This window comes from Pseudodesulfovibrio senegalensis, from assembly GCF_008830225.1.
Taxonomy (GTDB): domain Bacteria; phylum Desulfobacterota; class Desulfovibrionia; order Desulfovibrionales; family Desulfovibrionaceae; genus Pseudodesulfovibrio; species Pseudodesulfovibrio senegalensis.
Genome location: NZ_WAIE01000003.1, coordinates 327,334 through 344,630, shown reverse-complemented (window position 1 = coordinate 344,630; position 17,297 = coordinate 327,334). Strand labels below are relative to the sequence as shown.

The 17,297-nt window shown below is 60.7% G+C and carries 16 protein-coding genes; 3 read left to right on the top strand and 13 right to left on the bottom strand.

What is annotated here, in order from left to right:
- Positions 1-139: 139 nt before the first annotated feature.
- The 5 genes from F8A88_RS09915 to F8A88_RS09895 all read right to left on the bottom strand — a co-directional run bounded on the left by F8A88_RS09915 (position 140) and on the right by F8A88_RS09895 (position 4,782).
- On the bottom strand, positions 140-1,450 hold the full coding sequence (locus tag F8A88_RS09915) for a mechanosensitive ion channel family protein (protein ID WP_241667412.1): 1,311 nt from the start codon (positions 1,448-1,450) through the stop codon (positions 140-142).
- 6 nt (positions 1,451-1,456) lie between these two features.
- A complete protein-coding gene (locus tag F8A88_RS09910; protein ID WP_151150980.1) occupies positions 1,457-2,314 on the bottom strand; it encodes a UbiA-like polyprenyltransferase in 858 nt (285 codons plus the stop codon).
- A 3-nt stretch (positions 2,315-2,317) separates the two neighbouring features.
- Positions 2,318-2,980 (bottom strand): (d)CMP kinase, encoded by a 663-nt coding sequence (cmk, locus tag F8A88_RS09905; RefSeq protein WP_151150979.1) that lies wholly within the window; start codon positions 2,978-2,980, stop codon positions 2,318-2,320.
- The gene (gene hisC / locus F8A88_RS09900; protein WP_151150978.1) at positions 2,973-4,076 is read right to left on the bottom strand and encodes a histidinol-phosphate transaminase; all 1,104 of its coding nucleotides are present in this window, start codon (positions 4,074-4,076) and stop codon (positions 2,973-2,975) included. Before hisC ends, cmk begins: the two co-directional genes overlap by 8 nt.
- 265 nt (positions 4,077-4,341) lie before the next feature.
- Positions 4,342-4,782 carry a universal stress protein gene (locus F8A88_RS09895; RefSeq protein ID WP_151150977.1) on the bottom strand — a complete coding sequence of 147 codons (441 nt, stop codon included), beginning with the start codon at positions 4,780-4,782 and terminating at the stop codon, positions 4,342-4,344.
- A 278-nt stretch (positions 4,783-5,060) separates the two neighbouring features.
- On the opposite strand from F8A88_RS09895, the gene F8A88_RS09890 reads away from it, so the two are divergent.
- The gene (locus tag F8A88_RS09890; protein WP_151150976.1) at positions 5,061-5,528 is read left to right on the top strand and encodes a hypothetical protein; all 468 of its coding nucleotides are present in this window, start codon (positions 5,061-5,063) and stop codon (positions 5,526-5,528) included.
- Positions 5,529-5,588: 60 nt separating this feature from the next.
- Here F8A88_RS09890 and F8A88_RS09885 read toward each other — a convergent pair whose 3' ends face one another.
- Genes F8A88_RS09885 through metX form a run of 4 tightly spaced genes read right to left on the bottom strand, consistent with a single transcriptional unit; the run spans position 5,589 to position 8,652 of the window.
- Entirely contained in the window at positions 5,589-6,269 is a 681-nt protein-coding gene (locus tag F8A88_RS09885; RefSeq protein WP_151150975.1) for a hypothetical protein, read from the bottom strand.
- Entirely contained in the window at positions 6,256-6,849 is a 594-nt protein-coding gene (gene thpR, locus F8A88_RS09880) for an RNA 2',3'-cyclic phosphodiesterase (protein ID WP_151150974.1), read from the bottom strand. Before thpR ends, F8A88_RS09885 begins: the two co-directional genes overlap by 14 nt.
- A 2-nt stretch (positions 6,850-6,851) precedes the next feature.
- Entirely contained in the window at positions 6,852-7,451 is a 600-nt protein-coding gene (metW, locus tag F8A88_RS09875) for a methionine biosynthesis protein MetW (protein WP_151150973.1), read from the bottom strand.
- Positions 7,441-8,652, bottom strand: coding sequence for a homoserine O-acetyltransferase MetX (metX, locus tag F8A88_RS09870; protein ID WP_151150972.1), 1,212 nt, complete (start codon positions 8,650-8,652; stop codon positions 7,441-7,443). The genes metW and metX overlap by 11 nt, the downstream gene beginning before the upstream one ends.
- 172 nt (positions 8,653-8,824) lie before the next feature.
- Here metX and F8A88_RS09865 point away from each other — a divergent pair, with 172 nt between their 5' ends.
- A complete protein-coding gene (locus F8A88_RS09865; protein ID WP_161598376.1) occupies positions 8,825-9,181 on the top strand; it encodes a TraR/DksA family transcriptional regulator in 357 nt (118 codons plus the stop codon).
- Complete coding sequence (locus tag F8A88_RS09860; protein WP_151151019.1) at positions 9,181-11,655, top strand: glycosyltransferase; 2,475 nt, start codon at positions 9,181-9,183, stop codon at positions 11,653-11,655. The genes F8A88_RS09865 and F8A88_RS09860 overlap by 1 nt, the downstream gene beginning before the upstream one ends.
- Before the next feature lie 692 nt (positions 11,656-12,347).
- Here the strand turns inward: F8A88_RS09860 and tyrS are convergent.
- The 4 genes from tyrS to rny all read right to left on the bottom strand — a co-directional run bounded on the left by tyrS (position 12,348) and on the right by rny (position 17,127).
- A complete protein-coding gene (gene tyrS / locus F8A88_RS09855; protein WP_151150970.1) occupies positions 12,348-13,631 on the bottom strand; it encodes a tyrosine--tRNA ligase in 1,284 nt (427 codons plus the stop codon).
- Positions 13,632-13,651: 20 nt separating this feature from the next.
- A complete protein-coding gene (locus tag F8A88_RS09850) occupies positions 13,652-14,431 on the bottom strand; it encodes a TIGR00282 family metallophosphoesterase (protein WP_151150969.1) in 780 nt (259 codons plus the stop codon).
- Between the two features lie 58 nt (positions 14,432-14,489).
- On the bottom strand, positions 14,490-15,338 hold the full coding sequence (locus tag F8A88_RS09845) for a CheR family methyltransferase (RefSeq protein ID WP_151150968.1): 849 nt from the start codon (positions 15,336-15,338) through the stop codon (positions 14,490-14,492).
- A gap of 232 nt (positions 15,339-15,570) precedes the next feature.
- Positions 15,571-17,127: a ribonuclease Y gene (rny, locus tag F8A88_RS09840; RefSeq protein WP_151150967.1), complete on the bottom strand. Its 1,557-nt coding sequence runs from the start codon at positions 17,125-17,127 to the stop codon at positions 15,571-15,573.
- Positions 17,128-17,297 lie beyond the last annotated feature (170 nt).

Here is a 17,297-nt window from a genome sequence, read left to right as displayed (position 1 = left end):
CCCATTGCCGCCGCAAAGGGGCCGGAGAAAGGGTGGAGAGAAAGACGCAAGAAACGCTCAGGACCGACGCGTATTCCTCGATACGCGAGGGATTGAGCATTTCGCGGCAACGCAGCTATCGGCCCTTTCTCCGGCCCCGTCACCTGTCGAGCTTGAAGGAAGAGCCTGGCTTGATGAAAACATCCTGCTGCGGGAACGGGAACTCGATGCCGTTTTCGTGGAAGGCGTCCCAGATGTTCAGGAGCACTTCGCTTTGCACGTTGACCACGCCCTTGTCGGAATCGCGTATCCAGATGCGAACCTGCAGGTCCACGCTGGAATCGCCGAACCCCACCAGCCGGGCGGCCGGAGCCGGATTTTTGAGCACGCGGGAAACCGAGGCTGCGGCTTTTTCCATGAGCTGCATGGCAAGGCGCACGTCCGATTCATAGGCGATGCCCACGGGAATCTTGAGGCGCACGTTGCTGTCGCTGTAGGTCCAGTTGATGACCTGATTGGTGATCAGGTGCTCGTTGGGGATGAGATATTCCTTGCCGTCGCGGGTCAGCACCGAGGCATAGCGGGCCTGCAGGGACCGGATGGTGCCGTAGACCTCGCCGATTTCGATGGTGTCGCCCGGCTTGATGGAACGGTCCATCAACAGGATGATGCCGGACACGAGGTTGGAAAAAATCTTTTGCAGGCCAAAGCCGATGCCCACGCCCACGGCACCGCTGAGCACGGCAAGGCTGGTCAGATCGATGCCCATGGAGCTGACGGCCATGAGCAGGGCCGCCGCAAACAGGGAAAACCGCACGGCCTTGACCGAAAGCACCTGCAGGGACGGTGAAAGCCCGGCCCCGCGCATGCGTTGCTCGAAGAACCGCGAGGCAATGGACGCGGATTGCAGCAGCACCACGGCCAGCAGGATACCCTTGATCACCAGCAGCAGGGAAATACGCGAATCGCCCACACTCATGCTGACCGCGTCCAGCGAATTGATCAGGTCGTCGTAGAGTCCCACGATATGCAGGGCCGCGCCGGTCCAGATGACCGCGGAGAATACGCGCGCCCAGAAACGGTTGGGCATGAGTCCGGACAAGAGCCGCACGATGGCCCACGCCGTGGCCAGACGGTAGAACACGTTCAGCAGCACCACGGAACGGTCCAGCGAGACCATGCCCAACTCGCCGGTGCGGCACAAAAGCGCGAATATCAGCGGTCCGGTGAGGGCGCACAGGGGCCGCACCACCGCGTGCAGCAACTCGCTGCGCTTGCGGGCCTCCTCGGCCAGATGGTCGAAGCCGGGCCGGGCAATGCGGCAGACCAGCAGGGCCACGCTCAGCGCGGTCAGGGCAAAACCCGCCTCAATGGCGGCGTCCACGCTCAGAAGGTTGGCCGAAACCCAGTGCAGGATGGTGGCCAGCCAGCCGGAAACGCGGTCCATGTCGGCAAAAACGTCCATGTTCATCAGATATCAGGCGTACAGGGCCAGATCAAGGGCCACGGCAAAAAACAGCAGCACGGAGATGACGCCGTTGAGGGTGAAAAAGGCCAGATTCACACGGTTCATGTCATCTTCGGAAATGAGCCGGTGCTCCACCAGCAAAATGGCGGCAATGACCAGCGAGGCCACCATGTATACCGGGCCGAGGTTGGCGGCCCAGCCCGCAAGGATGAAAAAGATGCCGGTCACCAGATGCGAAAGCGTGGAAATGCCGAGCGCCGCCTTCATGCCCAGCCGCGCCGGAATGGAATGCAGGCCGCGTTCACGGTCGAACCTGCGGTCCTGACAGGCATAGAGCAGGTCGAACCCGGCCACCCAGAAAGTGACCCCGAAAAAGAGCAGGACCGCGGGCAGGGTCAGGACCGGCTCGATGCTCAGCCATCCGGCCACGGGCGCAAGGCCCAGCACAGAGCCGAGCACGAAATGGCACCATTTGGTGAACCGCTTGCAGACCGAATAGAACGCGGACCAGACCAGCGCCACCGGGGAAAGAAGCAGACACAGGGGGTTCATGAGCGCGCAGGCGCCCACGAAGATCGCGGCCATGGCCGCCAGAAAAACCATGGTGAATCCCCGGGACAGCTCGCCGGTCACCAGCGGCCGGTCCTGCGTGCGCGGGTTGTCGCGGTCGATGTCCAGATCCACGAGCCGGTTGAAGCCCATGGCAAAGGAGCGCACGGCGACCATGGCCACGGTCAGCACCAGCAGCGGCCACAATCCGGGCCAGCCGCGCGCGGCCAGGAATGCTCCGGCAAAGGCGAACGGCAAGGCAAAGACCGAATGCTCGATCTTGACCATGCGGCAGATGACGATCAGGCTCTTGAGCATGGACTATCCCTTCACCACTTCGAGTATGCGCGCAAAGACCTGCTCCTTGGTCATGGCGGAGCTGTCCACCAGCACGGCGTCGTCCGCAGGCTTCAGCGGTGCCACGGCCCGGTTGCGGTCCTGTTCGTCGCGCTTGGCGATGGAGGCCTCCAGCGCCTTGAGGTCCGCGGGCTTGCCCATACCATTGAGTTGATCATAACGGCGCTTGGCACGCACCTTCACGTCCGCGTCCAGAAAAAACTTGTGCGGCGCGTCCGGAAAAACCACCGTACCCATGTCGCGGCCCTCGGCCACCAGCGAAAAACGCTGGCCGAGATTCTGCTGCGCGCTTTTCAAAAACCCGCGCACCGGCAGCATGGTGGCCACGTTGGAGGCCCACATGCCCACTTCCTCGGTGCGGATCTCGTCGCCCACCAGATTGCGGTTCAGCCGCAGGCGCGTTTCCGCGCCGGAACCTTCCAGAGAAAATTCGATCCAGCCCAGTTCCTCTTCAAGCCGTCCCGGCTCCCAATGCTGCACACCGTCCCCCAGCCGCCAGGCCACGGCCCGGAACATGGCCCCGGTGTCCAGATAGGCGATTCCCAATTCCGCGGCCAGCAGCCGGGCCATGGTGCTCTTGCCCACGCCGGCCGGACCGTCGATGGTCACGATCATGGTATCACTCATTGTTCAACACCTCGGCCATGGCCTGTATGAAGGCCTTGTTTTCCGATTCCGTGCCCACGTTGACCCGGATGGAGCGCCCCAGCCCGAAACTGGCCAGCGGTCGCACGATCACGCCCTTTTTCAGAAGCTCCTTGAACAGCTTCTGCGCCGGGGCCGGAGGCGTGAACATGAGGAAGTTGGCCTGGCTCGGCACCACCTCGCACCCGAGCTTTTCCAGCTCGTCGCGCAGGTAGTCGCGTCCGCGCATGACCGCGTCCAGCGTGGCGTGATAGAATTCCTCGTCGTTCAGGGCGGCGATGCCCGCCTCCTCGGCCAGCAGATTCACGGTAAAGGGAAGCCGCGCCCGTTTGAGGTAATCGGCGATACTTGCGGGCATGACCCCGTAGCCCAGCCGCATGCCGGCCAGCCCGTAGGCCTTGGAAAAGGTACGCAGCACCACGAGGTTGCTGAATTTGTCATAGGCCTGCATGGGCGTGTAGGACTCGGGCGGCCACACGAAGTCGATGTAGGCCTCGTCCACCACCAGCAGACAGTTCTCCGGCAGCACGCCCGCAAGCACGGAAAGATCCTCCACGGACGCGGCCAGCCCCGTGGGGTTGTCCGGGCTGGTCACGAAAACCATGGCGGTCTTCTCGTCCACGGCCTCGGCCAGCGCGTCCAGCGGCAGGGCCAGGTCGTCGCCGCGCGGCACTTCGCGGTATTCCACGCCGCACAGCCGCGCCGTGAGCTTGTACATGCTGAAGCTGTTCGAGTAGCACAAGATATTATCCATGCCCGGGCGGCACTTCATGCGGATGAGCATGTCGATGATCTCGTCCGAACCGTTGCCCACCACGATGTGACTTTCGTCCACGCCCAGATGGCGGCTCAATTCGGCGACGAGCCTCGGGCTGTGGTTCTGGGGATAACGGAATACGGACGCGGCGTGGCGCTCGATGACCTTCTGCACCACGGGGGAAGCCCCCAGCGGATTCTCGTTGCTGGCCAGCTTGATGACCTGGTCCAGCCCGTATCGCTCCTTGATCTGCTCTATGGTCAGTCCGGGGGTGTAAGATTCGAAATCCATGACCTCCGGGCGCATGGTGAATTCACGCATGATTTCCTCGAACGGCTAAAAAGTGCAATGGACATAAAAAAGAACGGCCGGAACCGTTCTTCAGGCTGTCGGCAAAGGCCCGATCGCTTCGTTGCCGCAATAGTATCGACCCCTCGCGTACAGGGAGTACGCATCGGTTCCGATCCATTTTTGCGCCTTGCCCTCGAACCTTTTCAACAGCCTGCCGGATTGAGATTGGTATCAATCAAAAGAACGGCCGGAGCCGTTCTTGTATAGTCTTTGTCCTCGGGCGTAAAGCCGGGGATTACTTGGGACGCACGGTCAGCACCGGGCAATGCGCGCCCTTGACCACCTTTTCGGCCACGGAACCGAAGAGGATGCGGTCGATGCCGCGCCTGCCATGGGTTCCCATGACGATAAGGTCCGCCTTTTCATTGGTAGCCATGTCCAACACTTCTTCGGCCGGGTAGCCCGTGACCACCACGCCCGAGGCGTTCAGGTCCTTGAAATTCTCGGCCACAAACGCGTTCATGGTCGTGTCTGCTCCGGAGACGATCTCGCCCACGAAACTTTCGATGGAACTGGGCGGAACATGAAAGCCCACGTACTGGCTCAGCGACGGTGCAACATACACGCATATTACGGTTGCTCCGGTGCATTCGGCCATGGTCTTGGCGTAGTCCGCCACATGGGGGCTGTATTCGGAAAAATCGATCGCGCAAAGAATCTTCTTGATATCGGCCATGAGTAACCTCCTTGTACATTTCGTTACGTTCATCCTCGAAAACCCGCTGCAAACGGATTCCCTCACTTGCAGTGTACCCAAAGCCGACAATCGTAGACAAGGGTTTTCTGATGTTTTATCGTCAGCATGGAAAAAACAGGGACCAAACCCTGCATGCGGAAAATGTTTCCGCATGGAAAAAGGAACTAATGTTCATAATATCGGCAGGTTGTTGGTCTTCGGAATTTTGGCAAACTCTTTGCAAAGTTTCGAGCAAACCACAGGATGAGGAGTTGCTTATGGAAATTCGTCCTGACCAGATCGAGGGCGTTCGCCAGAACGAACAGCAATCGGCGAAAAGGACCAAGCAGCCTCAGCAGGCTTTCGGAGACCTGCTCGATGAAGAGGTGACAAAGGCATCCGGGCAGACACAGTCCGGGACCGCCATTGCGCCGCCCATTGCCAACCCGCTGCTGCAGACGCAGGCCGTGAGCCAGGTCGGCGCAGTGGAAAGCACAACGGAATCCGCCGTCAACCAGATGGACGGGCTGTTGGACAAGTGGGATGAATATGCCGGCCAGCTCGGTTCGTCCGACCTCAAGCAGGCATACGGTTCGCTGGAAAGCATTGCCGACGGCGTGAACCGCATCAGGGAAGAGAATCCGAACATGGCCGAGTCCAATCCCGGCCTGAATCAGGTCGTCAACGAACTGGACGCCATGGCCACGACCGAGCGTTTCAAGTTCAACCGCGGCGACTACGTCTAGCCAGCTGAAAGCAGTCCGGCCCGGATCGCGCATGCGGTCCGGGCTGCCCTCGCTTCGCCGTCAATAGCGGCACACAAGCCGTTTCAATCCGTCGCCATCCATGGCGGCCACGATCTTTTCCGCCAAAGCCGCGCCACGCTTTTCCCGCAGGGGCAGATGCTCGCGCGAAACCGCGCCCCCCTTGCCCGAAGCGTATTCCTCGGCCACCAGCCGGGCCACGCCGCGAGTAAACGAGGCCCACTGCACCACAAGGGCCGCGTCCACAAGGCAATGCACGAGCCAGCGGCCGAATCCGCGTCCCATATGCGCCAGCGCCACCTGCCGCACGGTTTCCGCAGTTACGCTCACATCGTCCTGCCCGCTGCCCTGCTGATCTCCTTCAATGACCACGGCCGTGCGCGTGGCCTGCATCATCACACAGGGGAACACGGCCAGCAGTCCAATGCTCGCGCCCAGCCACAGCAGCACGGACCAGCTCCAGAAACCGAGCAGAACCATGGTCAGGGCAGTCAGCCCCGCGCCCCACACAAGACTCCAGAACAAATTCAGCCACAGGTTCGGCTCGGTCCACAGGGCCGGGTCCAGCTCATAAAGCGGGTCGTCCCCTTCCAGTTCGTCCTGCAAAATCCTGTCGTAAAAAAGCACCCGGGACGGGCCAAAAGAAAATCGCGCGATGCCGAAGCGCTCCGCGTACCACTGGTGCACGGCCTCCAGCAGGGCGGCGCGTTCAAAGTCTTCCATGCGCCTGTCCGCCCTTTCCTGCCTCTACGTTCACCAACGGCGTGTACGTTGGCCCGTCCTGCCCCAGATCGCTCTGCCAGAGCACGAAACCGTCCACGGTGAACGGCTCCCAATCGTCCGTGTGCACCATGGCCCGCAAGGCCTCCCAGTCGTCGCCCTCGTCGCGGCGCACGCGGCCCACGGTCACGTGCGGGGTCAGCCTGCCGCCGGGCAGGGCAAACCCCAGCGGTTCCAACGCAGTGCTCACGGCCCGCCCCAGCACGCCGAATTCGCGCCGCCCGCAGGACATGCCCAGCCAGAACGTGCGCAGATTCCTGCGACTGACGAAAAAACCGGGGTCCCCGGCGCACAGGGTGAACGGTTCAAAGGCCACGGATTCGAGCGCGGCCCGCACCGCGTCCACGTGCGCGGACTCCACGTTGCCCAGAAAGCGCACGGTCAGGTGCGCGATCTCCGGGCGCACCCATGTGACCCGCGAGCGCAGATTCGGGCGCAGGCGCTCCTGCAGCCGGGCCATGCGGCCCTGCCACGTTTCGGGAACGGGCACACCCACGAACAACCGGACGGATTCATCTCCCATAATCACTCCCTGCCAAGCAAAAAGATTCCATACGAGGCCAGCAGATTGGGCATGAAGGTGACCACCTTGCCCCTGTCCTCGTGGTGATGGTTGCCGATGGCCACTTCGCGCAGCACCGGTACGCCGAGGTCACGACAAAAACGCTTGAAATCCGCAATGGGGATGACGCGGATATTGGGGGTGTTGTGCCATTCGTGGGGCAGCTCGCGCGAGACCGGGGCGCACCCGCGCAGCAGAAACTGCACCCGGTGCTTCCAGTAGCTGAAATTGGGAAAGGACACGATGCAGCGCCTGCCCACGCGCAGCATCTCGCGGATCAGGGTCGAGGGGTCGATGACCTGCTGCAGGGTCTGGGAAAGCACTACATAGTCGAAGGCGAGGTCCGGATAGTCGCGCACTTCCTCGTAAATGTCGCCGTGGATCACGGAAAGGCCCTTGCCGATGGCCTGCCCGGCCTTGGCTTCATCCTGCTCGATGCCGGTACCGCGCACCTGTTTTTCCTGCGTCAGTTTTTCCAGCAGCACGCCCTGGCTGCATCCGAGGTCCAGCACGCGGGACCCCGGCTCTATCCACGAGGCGATGACCTGAAGATCAAAGCGCATGACCGTTGGCTCCCGCTGCTGTTGTTTTCCGGGCCCTTTCCTTTTCCAGCTCCCGTTCCATGCGCTCCAGAAAACCGCCCATGAGGGTGTCCAGCCGCTCATTGGGCAGCAGAAAGGCGTCGTGCCCCCACGGGGCTTCAATTTCGCAAAAGCTTACGTCCAGCCCGTTCTTTTTCATGGCCTGCACCATGGCCTTGGACTGGTAGGTGGGATACAGCCAGTCCGAGGTGAACGAGGTCACCAGATACCGGGCGCGGGCGCGGGCGAACGCGGCCACCAGCGAACCGTTGCCCCACTCCTTTTCAAGGTTGAAGTAGTCCGCGGCCTTGGTCAGATACAGAAAAGAATTGGCGTCAAAACGCTCAACGAACTTGTTGCCCTGATAGCGCAAATAGCTTTCCACCTGAAAATCCGCCTCGAAATTGAAGGACAGGTCGCAGCGGTCCTGCAGGCGGCGGTCGAACTTGTGGCGCATGGATTCGTCGGAAAGATAGGTGATGTGGCCGATCATGCGGGCCACGGCCAGCCCGTGTCCGGGCCGTGCGCCCTCGTAATAGTGGCCGCCGTTCCATTGCGGGTCGGCCATGATGGCCTGCCGGGCCACCTCGTTGAAGGCGATGGCCTGCGCCGAGTGCTTGGTGGTGGTGGCCAGCGGGATGGCCGAGAAAACGCGATCCGGGTAGCGCACGGACCATTCCAGCACCTGCATGCCGCCCACGGAACCGCCCACCGCGCACAAGAGCCGGTCCACGCCAAGGTGGTCCAGCAGCCGCCGCTGCACCCGCACCATGTCGCCGATGGTCAGCACCGGAAAATCCGAACCGAACGGCTTGCCGGTCTGCGGGTCGATGCTGGCCGGTCCGGTGGAGCCCATGCACCCGCCCAGCACGTTGGAACAGATCACGAAATAGCGGTCCGTATCCAGCGGCTTGCCCGGGCCGATCATGATGTCCCACCAGCCGGGCTTGGCGTCCTCGCCCGCGTAGTACCCGGCCGCATGGCTGTCGCCGGTCAGGGCGTGCAGGACGAGAATGGCGTTGGTCCCGTCCCGGTTCAGGGTTCCATAGGTTTCATAGGCCACGCTCACCGGCGCGAGCCGCAGGCCGCAGGCGACCTCCAGCCCCTGCTCCAAAACAAATTCCCGCCGCTCCACAAGGCCCACGGAGGCCCCGCGCGCATCGGCATGTACATATTCGCTCATGCCCCTGTTGATACGGCAGCCCGCAACAGCGGTCAACAACCGCCACCATGGCCATCGCAAACCCGACCCATCACGCAAGTGCCGCACAACCGTAACCGGGCCGCGATTCTGTTCACACGGGCCTGCATTAAACCCATTGCAGTCAAAAACCTTTGCCCAAAGAGGTATCGCCATGACCGAATCCCAGAAGATTGAACTCAGGACCCACCTGAACAACGAATTGGCTTCGCTGAACGGCACGTCCGAAACGGCCCTGGAAACGGAATACTCCATGGAATACACCGCAGACGACATCGACTACGCATCCCAGCTCACCCAGCGCAACCTCAACCTTGCCCTTGCCGAGCGCGCCTCCAGCAAGCTCTCGCAACTGGAAGTGGCGCTCAAGCGCATCGATTCCCCGGAATACGGCGAATGCGAAGCGTGCGGCGAACACATCGGCATGGCCCGGCTCAAGGCCAACCCCTCGACAACGCTGTGCGTGCGCTGCCAGGAGGAGCGGGACAACGGCTTCGGGGCGTGCGCGTGATGCTTCTGGATAACGAACTCACGGGCGGGAAGTGGCTTCGGGCGGACCTGCATGTCCACTCGAAACACTCCACCCGCCCCTCGCAATGGATCCTGCAAAAAATCGGCTGCCCGGAAAGCTTCACCGAACCGCTGGATATATACGACATCGCCCGCGCCAAGGGCATGGACCTCGTGACCATCTCCGACCACAACACCATCAACGGTGCGCTGGAGATAGCCCACCTGCCCGGGGCCTTCGTGAGCGAGGAAATAACCACCTATTTTCCGGACGACGGCTGCAAACTGCACGTACTGGCATGGGACATCACCGAACAGCAGCACGCTGACTTCCAGAAGCTGCGCGAAAACGTGTTCGATCTGGTGCCCTACCTCAATGAACAGGGCATCACCCACGCGCTGGCGCACCCGCTGTTTGCGGTCAACGACCGCCTGACGCTGGAGCATTTCGAGCAGGCACTGCTGATGTTCCGCATCCTCGAGGCCAACGGCACGCGCGACGCCCGCCAGAACGAAGCGCTGGCCGCCATCATCAAGAACCTGACACCGCACACCATCGAACAGCTGGCCGACAAGCACGACATTGCGCCGGTCGGCACCGAGCCGTGGAAAAAGATCATGGTGGGCGGTTCGGACGACCACAGCTCCCTGAACATCGCCCGCATCCACACCCGCTTTCAGGGCGAGGCCACGGTCATGAGCCTGCTGGACGCGCTGGACCATGGCCGCTGCACACCGGACGGCGCTCCGGCCACGCCCGCCACCATGGCCCACAACCTGTACGGTATCGCCTACCAATTCTACACCAGCCGCACCACCATGAGCCACGCGGCCCGCGAGCACATATGCATCCGCTTTGCGGACAACGCCCTGACCCCGGCCCGGCCCAAATCCTCCTCGAGCATCGTCAACCGCTTCATGAAACTCATCGGGCGCGGCAAGGCCGCCCTGCACTCCTCCATGGGCGACGACTCCGTGCGCGACGTGATCCTGCGCGAGGCCTCAAAAATCATCGCCTCGGACCCAAACCTGCACGCGCTGACGCAGGGTGAAAGCCACACCCCGGAACGCCTTGAAAAAGAACTTTCCCGTTTCATTTCCAAGGCCACCAACCGCGTGCTGGCCCAGTTTGCGGACCGCACCCTGACCAGCGTCATGGGCGCGAACATCTTCGACGTATTTCATTCCATCGGCTCGGCAAGCTCCCTGTACGCCCTGCTGGCACCCTACTTCGTGGGCTACGACCTCTTTTCCAGCGAACGCGAATTCTGCATGCGCTGCGCCGAACGGTTCAAGGTACGCATGGATTCCATGCCCAAAAAAGGCGACAAAAAAGGCCTGCGCATGGCCCATTTCACGGACACCTTCGACGAGGTCAACGGCGTGGCCAAGACCATCCGCCAGCAACTGGAGCTGGTGGGCCGCCACGACAAGACCATGGTGGCCATCACCTGCGGTTCCCGGTGCGACCTGCCCGGGCAAAAGGACTTCGAGCCGGTAGGCCGGTTCACGCTTTCCGAATACGAGGAAATCTCCCTGTGCTATCCGCCGTTTCTGGACATGCTCGAATACTGCTTCGAACAGGAATTCGACTGCATCCTCGCGGCCACGCCCGGCCCTGTCGGCCTTGCCGCGCTGGCCATTTCCAAGATCCTCAAGCTGCCGTTCCACGGCACATATCACACGGCATTTCCCCAATACGTGCGGGCATTCACCGAAGACACCGCCCTTGAAGACGGCTGCTGGCGCTACATGACGTGGTTCTACAACCAGATGCAGGTCATCTACGCACCAAGCGAGGCCACCAAGTTCGAGCTCACGGACCGGGGCATTGATCCCGGCAAGGTGGTCACCTATCCGCGCGGAGTGGACGTGGAGCGCTTCCACCCGTCCAAACGCAACGGCTTTTTCAATGAATTCAACGTCAGTCCCGGCAAGAAGCTGCTCTACGTGGGCCGCGTTTCCATGGAAAAGGGGCTGGACCATCTGACCGCGGCCTACAAGGTGCTCAGCCGCATGCGGCCCGAGGTCACCCTCGTGGTGGTGGGCGACGGTCCCTACCTCGAACAGATGAAAAAGGAACTGCGCGGCACCAAGGCCGTGTTCACGGGCGTGCTGGCCGGAGAACGGCTGGCCTCGGCATACGCCAGCGCGGACATGTTCGTGTTCCCCTCGGCAACGGACACCTTCGGCAACGTGGTGCTGGAGGCGCAGGCCTCGGGCCTGCCCTGCATTGTCACTGACGAGGGCGGACCGTGTGAAAACGTGGTTCAGGACGAGACCGGGCTGGTGGTTCCGGCCGCCAACCCGGACGCACTGGTGCGGGCCATGCTGCATCTGGTGGATTCCCCGGAGCGCATGTCATACATGAGCGCCCGGGCGCGCGCCGCCGTGGAATCGCGCACCTTTGACGCCACTTTTCTGAAAACGTGGGCGTTGTACAACGACCGCCTGCGCGGGGCCAAGGCTTCCTAGGGCGTTGTCTGTTGCGGCAGTCAGTGTGCTCCGGTTCCGGAGGCCGAAACCTTCAATGAAGGTGCTTCTACGGTGTTCTACTGCGCGTCAGCGCAACAACGAAATTGGTAAGCCTTTCAGTCTTTAGGTTGCGCTGACGCGCAGTAGTACAAAGGTATTTTACACCAATCAGTCGAGAACCATTTGAGGAAGGGAAGAAAGAGAGGGGGGCGTCCCCCCTCCCTCTCCTCCCTTGACTCGGCATCTCCTATGCCTCGCCCCTTGGGCGCTGTGCAAATGCACAGCGTCAAAATCTACTGTCCTGAAGATTTTTCCTGCGACCTACCCTCCTCTCCCTCCCCACGAACCAATCCCTGCGTCGGCCTCATGAAAGACCTCGCTGATTTTCTGAAATTTGCCTCACCGTCCTCGTGCATACGTTATCGCACCGAGCCATACGATGGCTCGATTTCAGTCGACACTCGGAATAGAAGGAAAAATTCCGTCGGAATTGTGTGGTGACCAAATGTGTCCGTCCGACCAATTAACTCGACGCTTGTTCGTTGGTTGATTGGTTGCTTTCCCCCTTGCCCCGCTCAAGCGAGCGAGGAATGGCTCAATGTTACAGGCTGTTGAGAAAGGTTTGAGTGCAAGGCAAAAAAAAAGGCCCGGAACCTGCATGGTTCCGGGCCTCGTAATTGGCGTTATTTCTATCATACACGGGTCACAAGGCCGTAGTTCTTCTTGCCCTTGCGAATCACCAACACCTCGCCGCCGATGAAGTCGGAATCGGCCAGATCCTGACCTTCGGCCGCGCGCTCGCCGTTGATGTACACGCCGCCCGCCTTGATGTCCTTGCGCGCCTGCCCCTTGGACTTGCACAGGTTCAGGTCCACGAGCGTCTGGGCCAGTTCGGGCAAATCCGCGCCCTTGCCGTAATTGAAGGCCGGGGCCGAATCCAGCGCCGAACGCAGGGTGGCCGGATCCACGGTCTTGAGGTCGCCCTTGCCGAACAGGGCTTCGGTGGCGGCCATGACCCGTTCCAGTTCGCGCTTGCCGTGGATCATTTCGGTGACCTCGGCGGCCAGCCGCTTCTGGGCCTCGCGCAGATGCGCGCGCTCTTCCACGGCCGTCTCCATTTCCGCGATTTCCTCTTGGGTCATGAAGGTGAAATACTTCATGAACTTGATCACGTCGCGGTCGTCGGTGTTGATCCAGAACTGGTAGAAGGCATAGGGCGAAGTAATTTCCGGATTCAGGAAAATGGCACCCTTTTCGCTCTTGCCGAACTTCTTGCCAGCAGCCGTGGTGATGAGCGGGAAGGTCAATGCAAATGCTTCTTCCGGGTCGCCCTCCACGGCGGTCTTGCGCCGCACAAGCTCACAGCCCGAAGTGATGTTGCCCCACTGGTCGCCGCCGCCGATCTGCAGCCGCGTGCCGCGATTCTTGAACAGATGGTAGAAATCGTAGCCCTGAAGGATCATGTAGCTGAATTCGGTGTAGGAAATGCCTACCTCGTCGCGGGCGATGCGGCCCTTGACCGATTCCTTCTGCAGCATCCAGTTCACGGTGTAGAACTTGCCCACGTCCCGCAGCAATTCGATGGCAGTCATGTCCTTGGTCCAGTCGTAGTTGTTGACCACGTCCGGACGCTCGCCCGTGACCCGCTCGAAAAATCGGCGCACCTGCGAAACGATCTTTGCAGTACGCTCGTCCAGTGCCTCGCGGGAGGAGAGGTCGCGTTCCTTGTCCTTGCCGCTGGGGTCGCCGATCATGCCGGTGGCCCCGCCCATGAGTACGATGGGGTTGTGGCCGGCCTTCTTCATGCGCGCCAGACAGAGCAGGGGAACAAGGTTGCCCACATGCAGGCTTTCGGCAGTGGGATCGAAGCCGCAATACATGCTGGCTCCGGAGGTGGCGAGATAATCGCGCACCTTGTCCTCGTCCGAAACCTGATTCACGAGCCCCCGCCACTGCAATTCGTCGAAAATATTCATATGCTCCTCTATGGTCGAAATCATCCTGTATGCATACTCCACGCGGTAATGGAACTTGCCGTCCCGGACGATTCATCTAAGTCAAAAATCGCGCCTTGTAAAACACCGGGACCGGACGCAATTCGATATTTTTGGGGCAATCCGGTCACGAATCTGCGGATAATGGGTCCGGGCGCCATGCCAAGGCAGGAATCGCGCGGCCCGCACATGCCCAGATCGGTCATGTAGGCCATGCCCTGCGGAAAAATGCGCGCATCGCCCGTTGGTACATGGGTATGGGTTCCGAGCATGGCCGAAACCCGACCGTCCGCCATCCACGCCAGCGCCAGTTTTTCGCTGGTGGCCTCGGCATGAAAATCCACAACGCGCAATCGCACATGATCCGGAATCTCCTCCAGAATGCGTTCCAGCGCGGCAAACGGGCAGTCAATGGGTTCCATGAAGGTGCGGCCCTGCAGATTGATCACGGCCAGCGGAGCCAGCCCTTGAAACTCGAACACGGCCCAGCCGCGTCCGGGCGATCCGTGGGGATAGTTGGCAGGACGCAACAGGTTACCGCCTTCCAGCACGGGAATGATATCGCGAAATTTCCAGATGTGATTGCCCGAGGTCATGGCGTCCACCCCCGCGCCGAACAGCTCGCGGCTGGACTTGGCCGAAAGCCCGAGTCCGCCCGAGGCGTTTTCGCCGTTGGCCAGCACGAGGTCGATGTTCTCTTCTTCGCGCACCTGTGCCAGATGCCGTTTTACAGCGGTACGCCCGGTTCGCCCCATGATGTCGCCGAGAAACAGGATTCGCACAAACGCCCCCTTGCGCGCCCGAAAGACGCACAGCCTATGGTTCGGATTGATGTTGCGGTCAGATTCGCTGGAAAACCGTGGGGGCTACCTGCCGCAGCGGCAGGTCCATGCCCGAGAGGCTTTCGGAATGGCCGATGAACAGAAAACCGCCCATGGCCAGATGATTGCAGAATTTGCTGAACAGGACTTCCTGCGTGGGCCGGTCGAAATAGATGACCACGTTGCGGCAGAAAATGATATCCGGCGTGAAATCGAGCTTGAAATTATCCATGAAGTTCAACTGGCTGAACCGCACACGGGAACGGATGACCCTGTCCATCTTCATGAGCCGCTTGGCCGGATCCTTGCTTTTGAGCAGATATTTCCTGCGCATGCCCTGCGGAATCTCGTCCAGCTTGTCCATGGAATAGACCGCGCGCATGGCCTTTTGCAGAATATCTCGGGAAATGTCCGTGGCCTGAATGGTAAACCGAAACCCGGAGTGGCTTTCCGCAAACTCGGAAAGGACCATGGCCAGTGTATACGGCTCCTCGCCGCTGGAACAGCCTGCGCTCCAGATGCGGGCCTCGCGGCCGCTGCCCACGGTTCGCCACACCTCGGGAAGCACGATGTTGTTCAGGATGTCGTAATGCTTGGGCTCGCGAAAGAAATGCGTGGTATTGGTGGTGACCACGTCCACAAGGTGCTGGCGTTCGTTTTTCTGGCCTTCGGGGCTGAACACGTATTCGCAGTATTCCTCGTAGGAACTCAGACCCAGAGCGCGCAGACGCTTCTGAAACCGCGACTGCAGCAACACCTTCTTGCTGGGCGGCATCTTGATGCCGAACTCGGAATGAATGAGCGCGCTGAATTTCTGAAACTCGGCTTCGCCCATTTCGGCCTTGAACAAGGTCATATTCCTGGACATGGGGTCATTGTCTCCGCAATACGTTCCCGGGCTGCAGCTCCAATCAATCAGGCCGGCCCCCCGTACGGACTGTCCTGATGCACTATTCCGGCTGAACACACATATTGCCCCATGCCGAGAAGAAATTCAAAGATATTCTCATTCACAGGGCCTTATAATAATCCCTTGCACGAAAACCGGCCCGGTTCGAACGCATCGAGCCGGGCCGTGAGAGTACTCGTTGAAACCGTTGCTACTTGGCGTAGCTCACGGAGCGCTTTTCGCGGATGACCATGACCCGAATCTGGCCGGGGTAGGTCATGTTGTTCTCGATCTTCTTGGCGATGTCCTTGCAGAGCATGTAGGTGCTCTCGTCGTTGACCTTGTCCGCATCAACCATGACGCGGATTTCGCGGCCCGCCTGAATGGCATACGCCTTGGAAACACCGTTGAACCCGGTGGCCAGGCCTTCCAGCTCCTCAAGGCGCTTCACGTAGTTTTCCAGCAGTTCCTTGCGTGCTCCCGGGCGGGCGCCGGACAGGCTGTCCGCCGCCTGCACGAGGTTGGCAAGAATGCTCTGGGGCGGCACGTCCTCATGGTGCGCGGCAATGGCGTGCACGATGGCCTTGTGCTCGCCGTGCTTCTTGGCCAGGTCCGCGCCGATGACCGCATGCGGCCCTTCGATTTCGTGGTCCACGGCCTTGCCGATGTCGTGCAGCAGCCCCGCACGCTTGGCTTCCTTTTCGTCCAGCCCAAGCTCCGCGGCCATGACGCCACAGAGGAAAGCCACTTCCATGCTATGCTGCAGCACGTTCTGGGAAAAACTGGTGCGGTAGTGCAACTGGCCCAGCAGCTTGACGATATCCGGATGAATGCCGTGAACGCCCACGTCGAAGGTGGCCTGTTCGCCGGTCTCGCGCAGCTTCACGTCCATTTCCTGCTCCACCTTGCGCACGATGTCCTCGATGCGGGCCGGGTGGATGCGGCCATCGTGAATGAGCCGTTCCAGAGCCTGCTTGGCCACTTCGCGGCGCAAGGGACTGAACGCGGACAGCACAACGGTTTCCGGGGTATCGTCGATGATCAGGTCCACGCCGGTGGCCGCTTCCAGCGCGCGGATGTTGCGGCCCTCGCGGCCAATGATGCGGCCCTTCATGTCTTCGGAAGGCAGGGTCACGGCCGTGACGGTCTGCTCGGAGGCGTAATCGCCTGCGTAGCGCTGCAGGGCGAGGGAAAGCACTTCCTTGGCCTTCTTGGACGCGGATTCCTTGGCCTCCATCTCGATATTGCGGACCATGTTGGCCGCTTCGTGGCGGGTACGCGATTCGATCTCGTGCATCAGATTTTCACGGGCTTCCTCAACGGTCAGACCGGAAATTTCCTGCAACTTGCGCTCGTGCTCGTCCGCCTTGTGCTCAAGCTCTTCCTCAAATTCCTCAAGCCGCTTTTCCTGCTTGATGAGTCGTTTTTCCAACTCAACCACGCGGGATTCCTTGTCCGCGACCTTTTCCAACTTGCCTTCAAGGCGTTCTTCCTTGCTCTGCAGCCTGTTTTCCTGACGCTTGAGTGCGCTCTCCTGCGCCTTGATCTCCTGCTCAAGCTCTTTTTTCTGGGCAAATATCTCGTCCTGCGCCTGAACGCGGACTTCCTTCTTGAAGGCCTCGGCCTCCTTGCGGGCTTCGGTAACGATACGCTCGGCAAGATCCTGGGAATCCCCTATCTGCTTCGCTGATATATATTTTTGCAAAAAGAACCCGGCTGCGAGTCCTACTCCCGTACTGCCGCCGATAACTGCGATTTCCGCCAGCATTGGTTGCTCCTTTAATGTATGTTGACAGGCTATCAGGCGGCCTGTTCACGCCCCTCTGTTTTTGCCGGAAAGAGCGCAGCACAAAGCGCCCTTGCGGCAGGAGCAAGAGGCGGAAGATGCGGATATGCAGTCCTATGGATACGGGAAGAAAGCGGTTTCGTGCCGTTGTT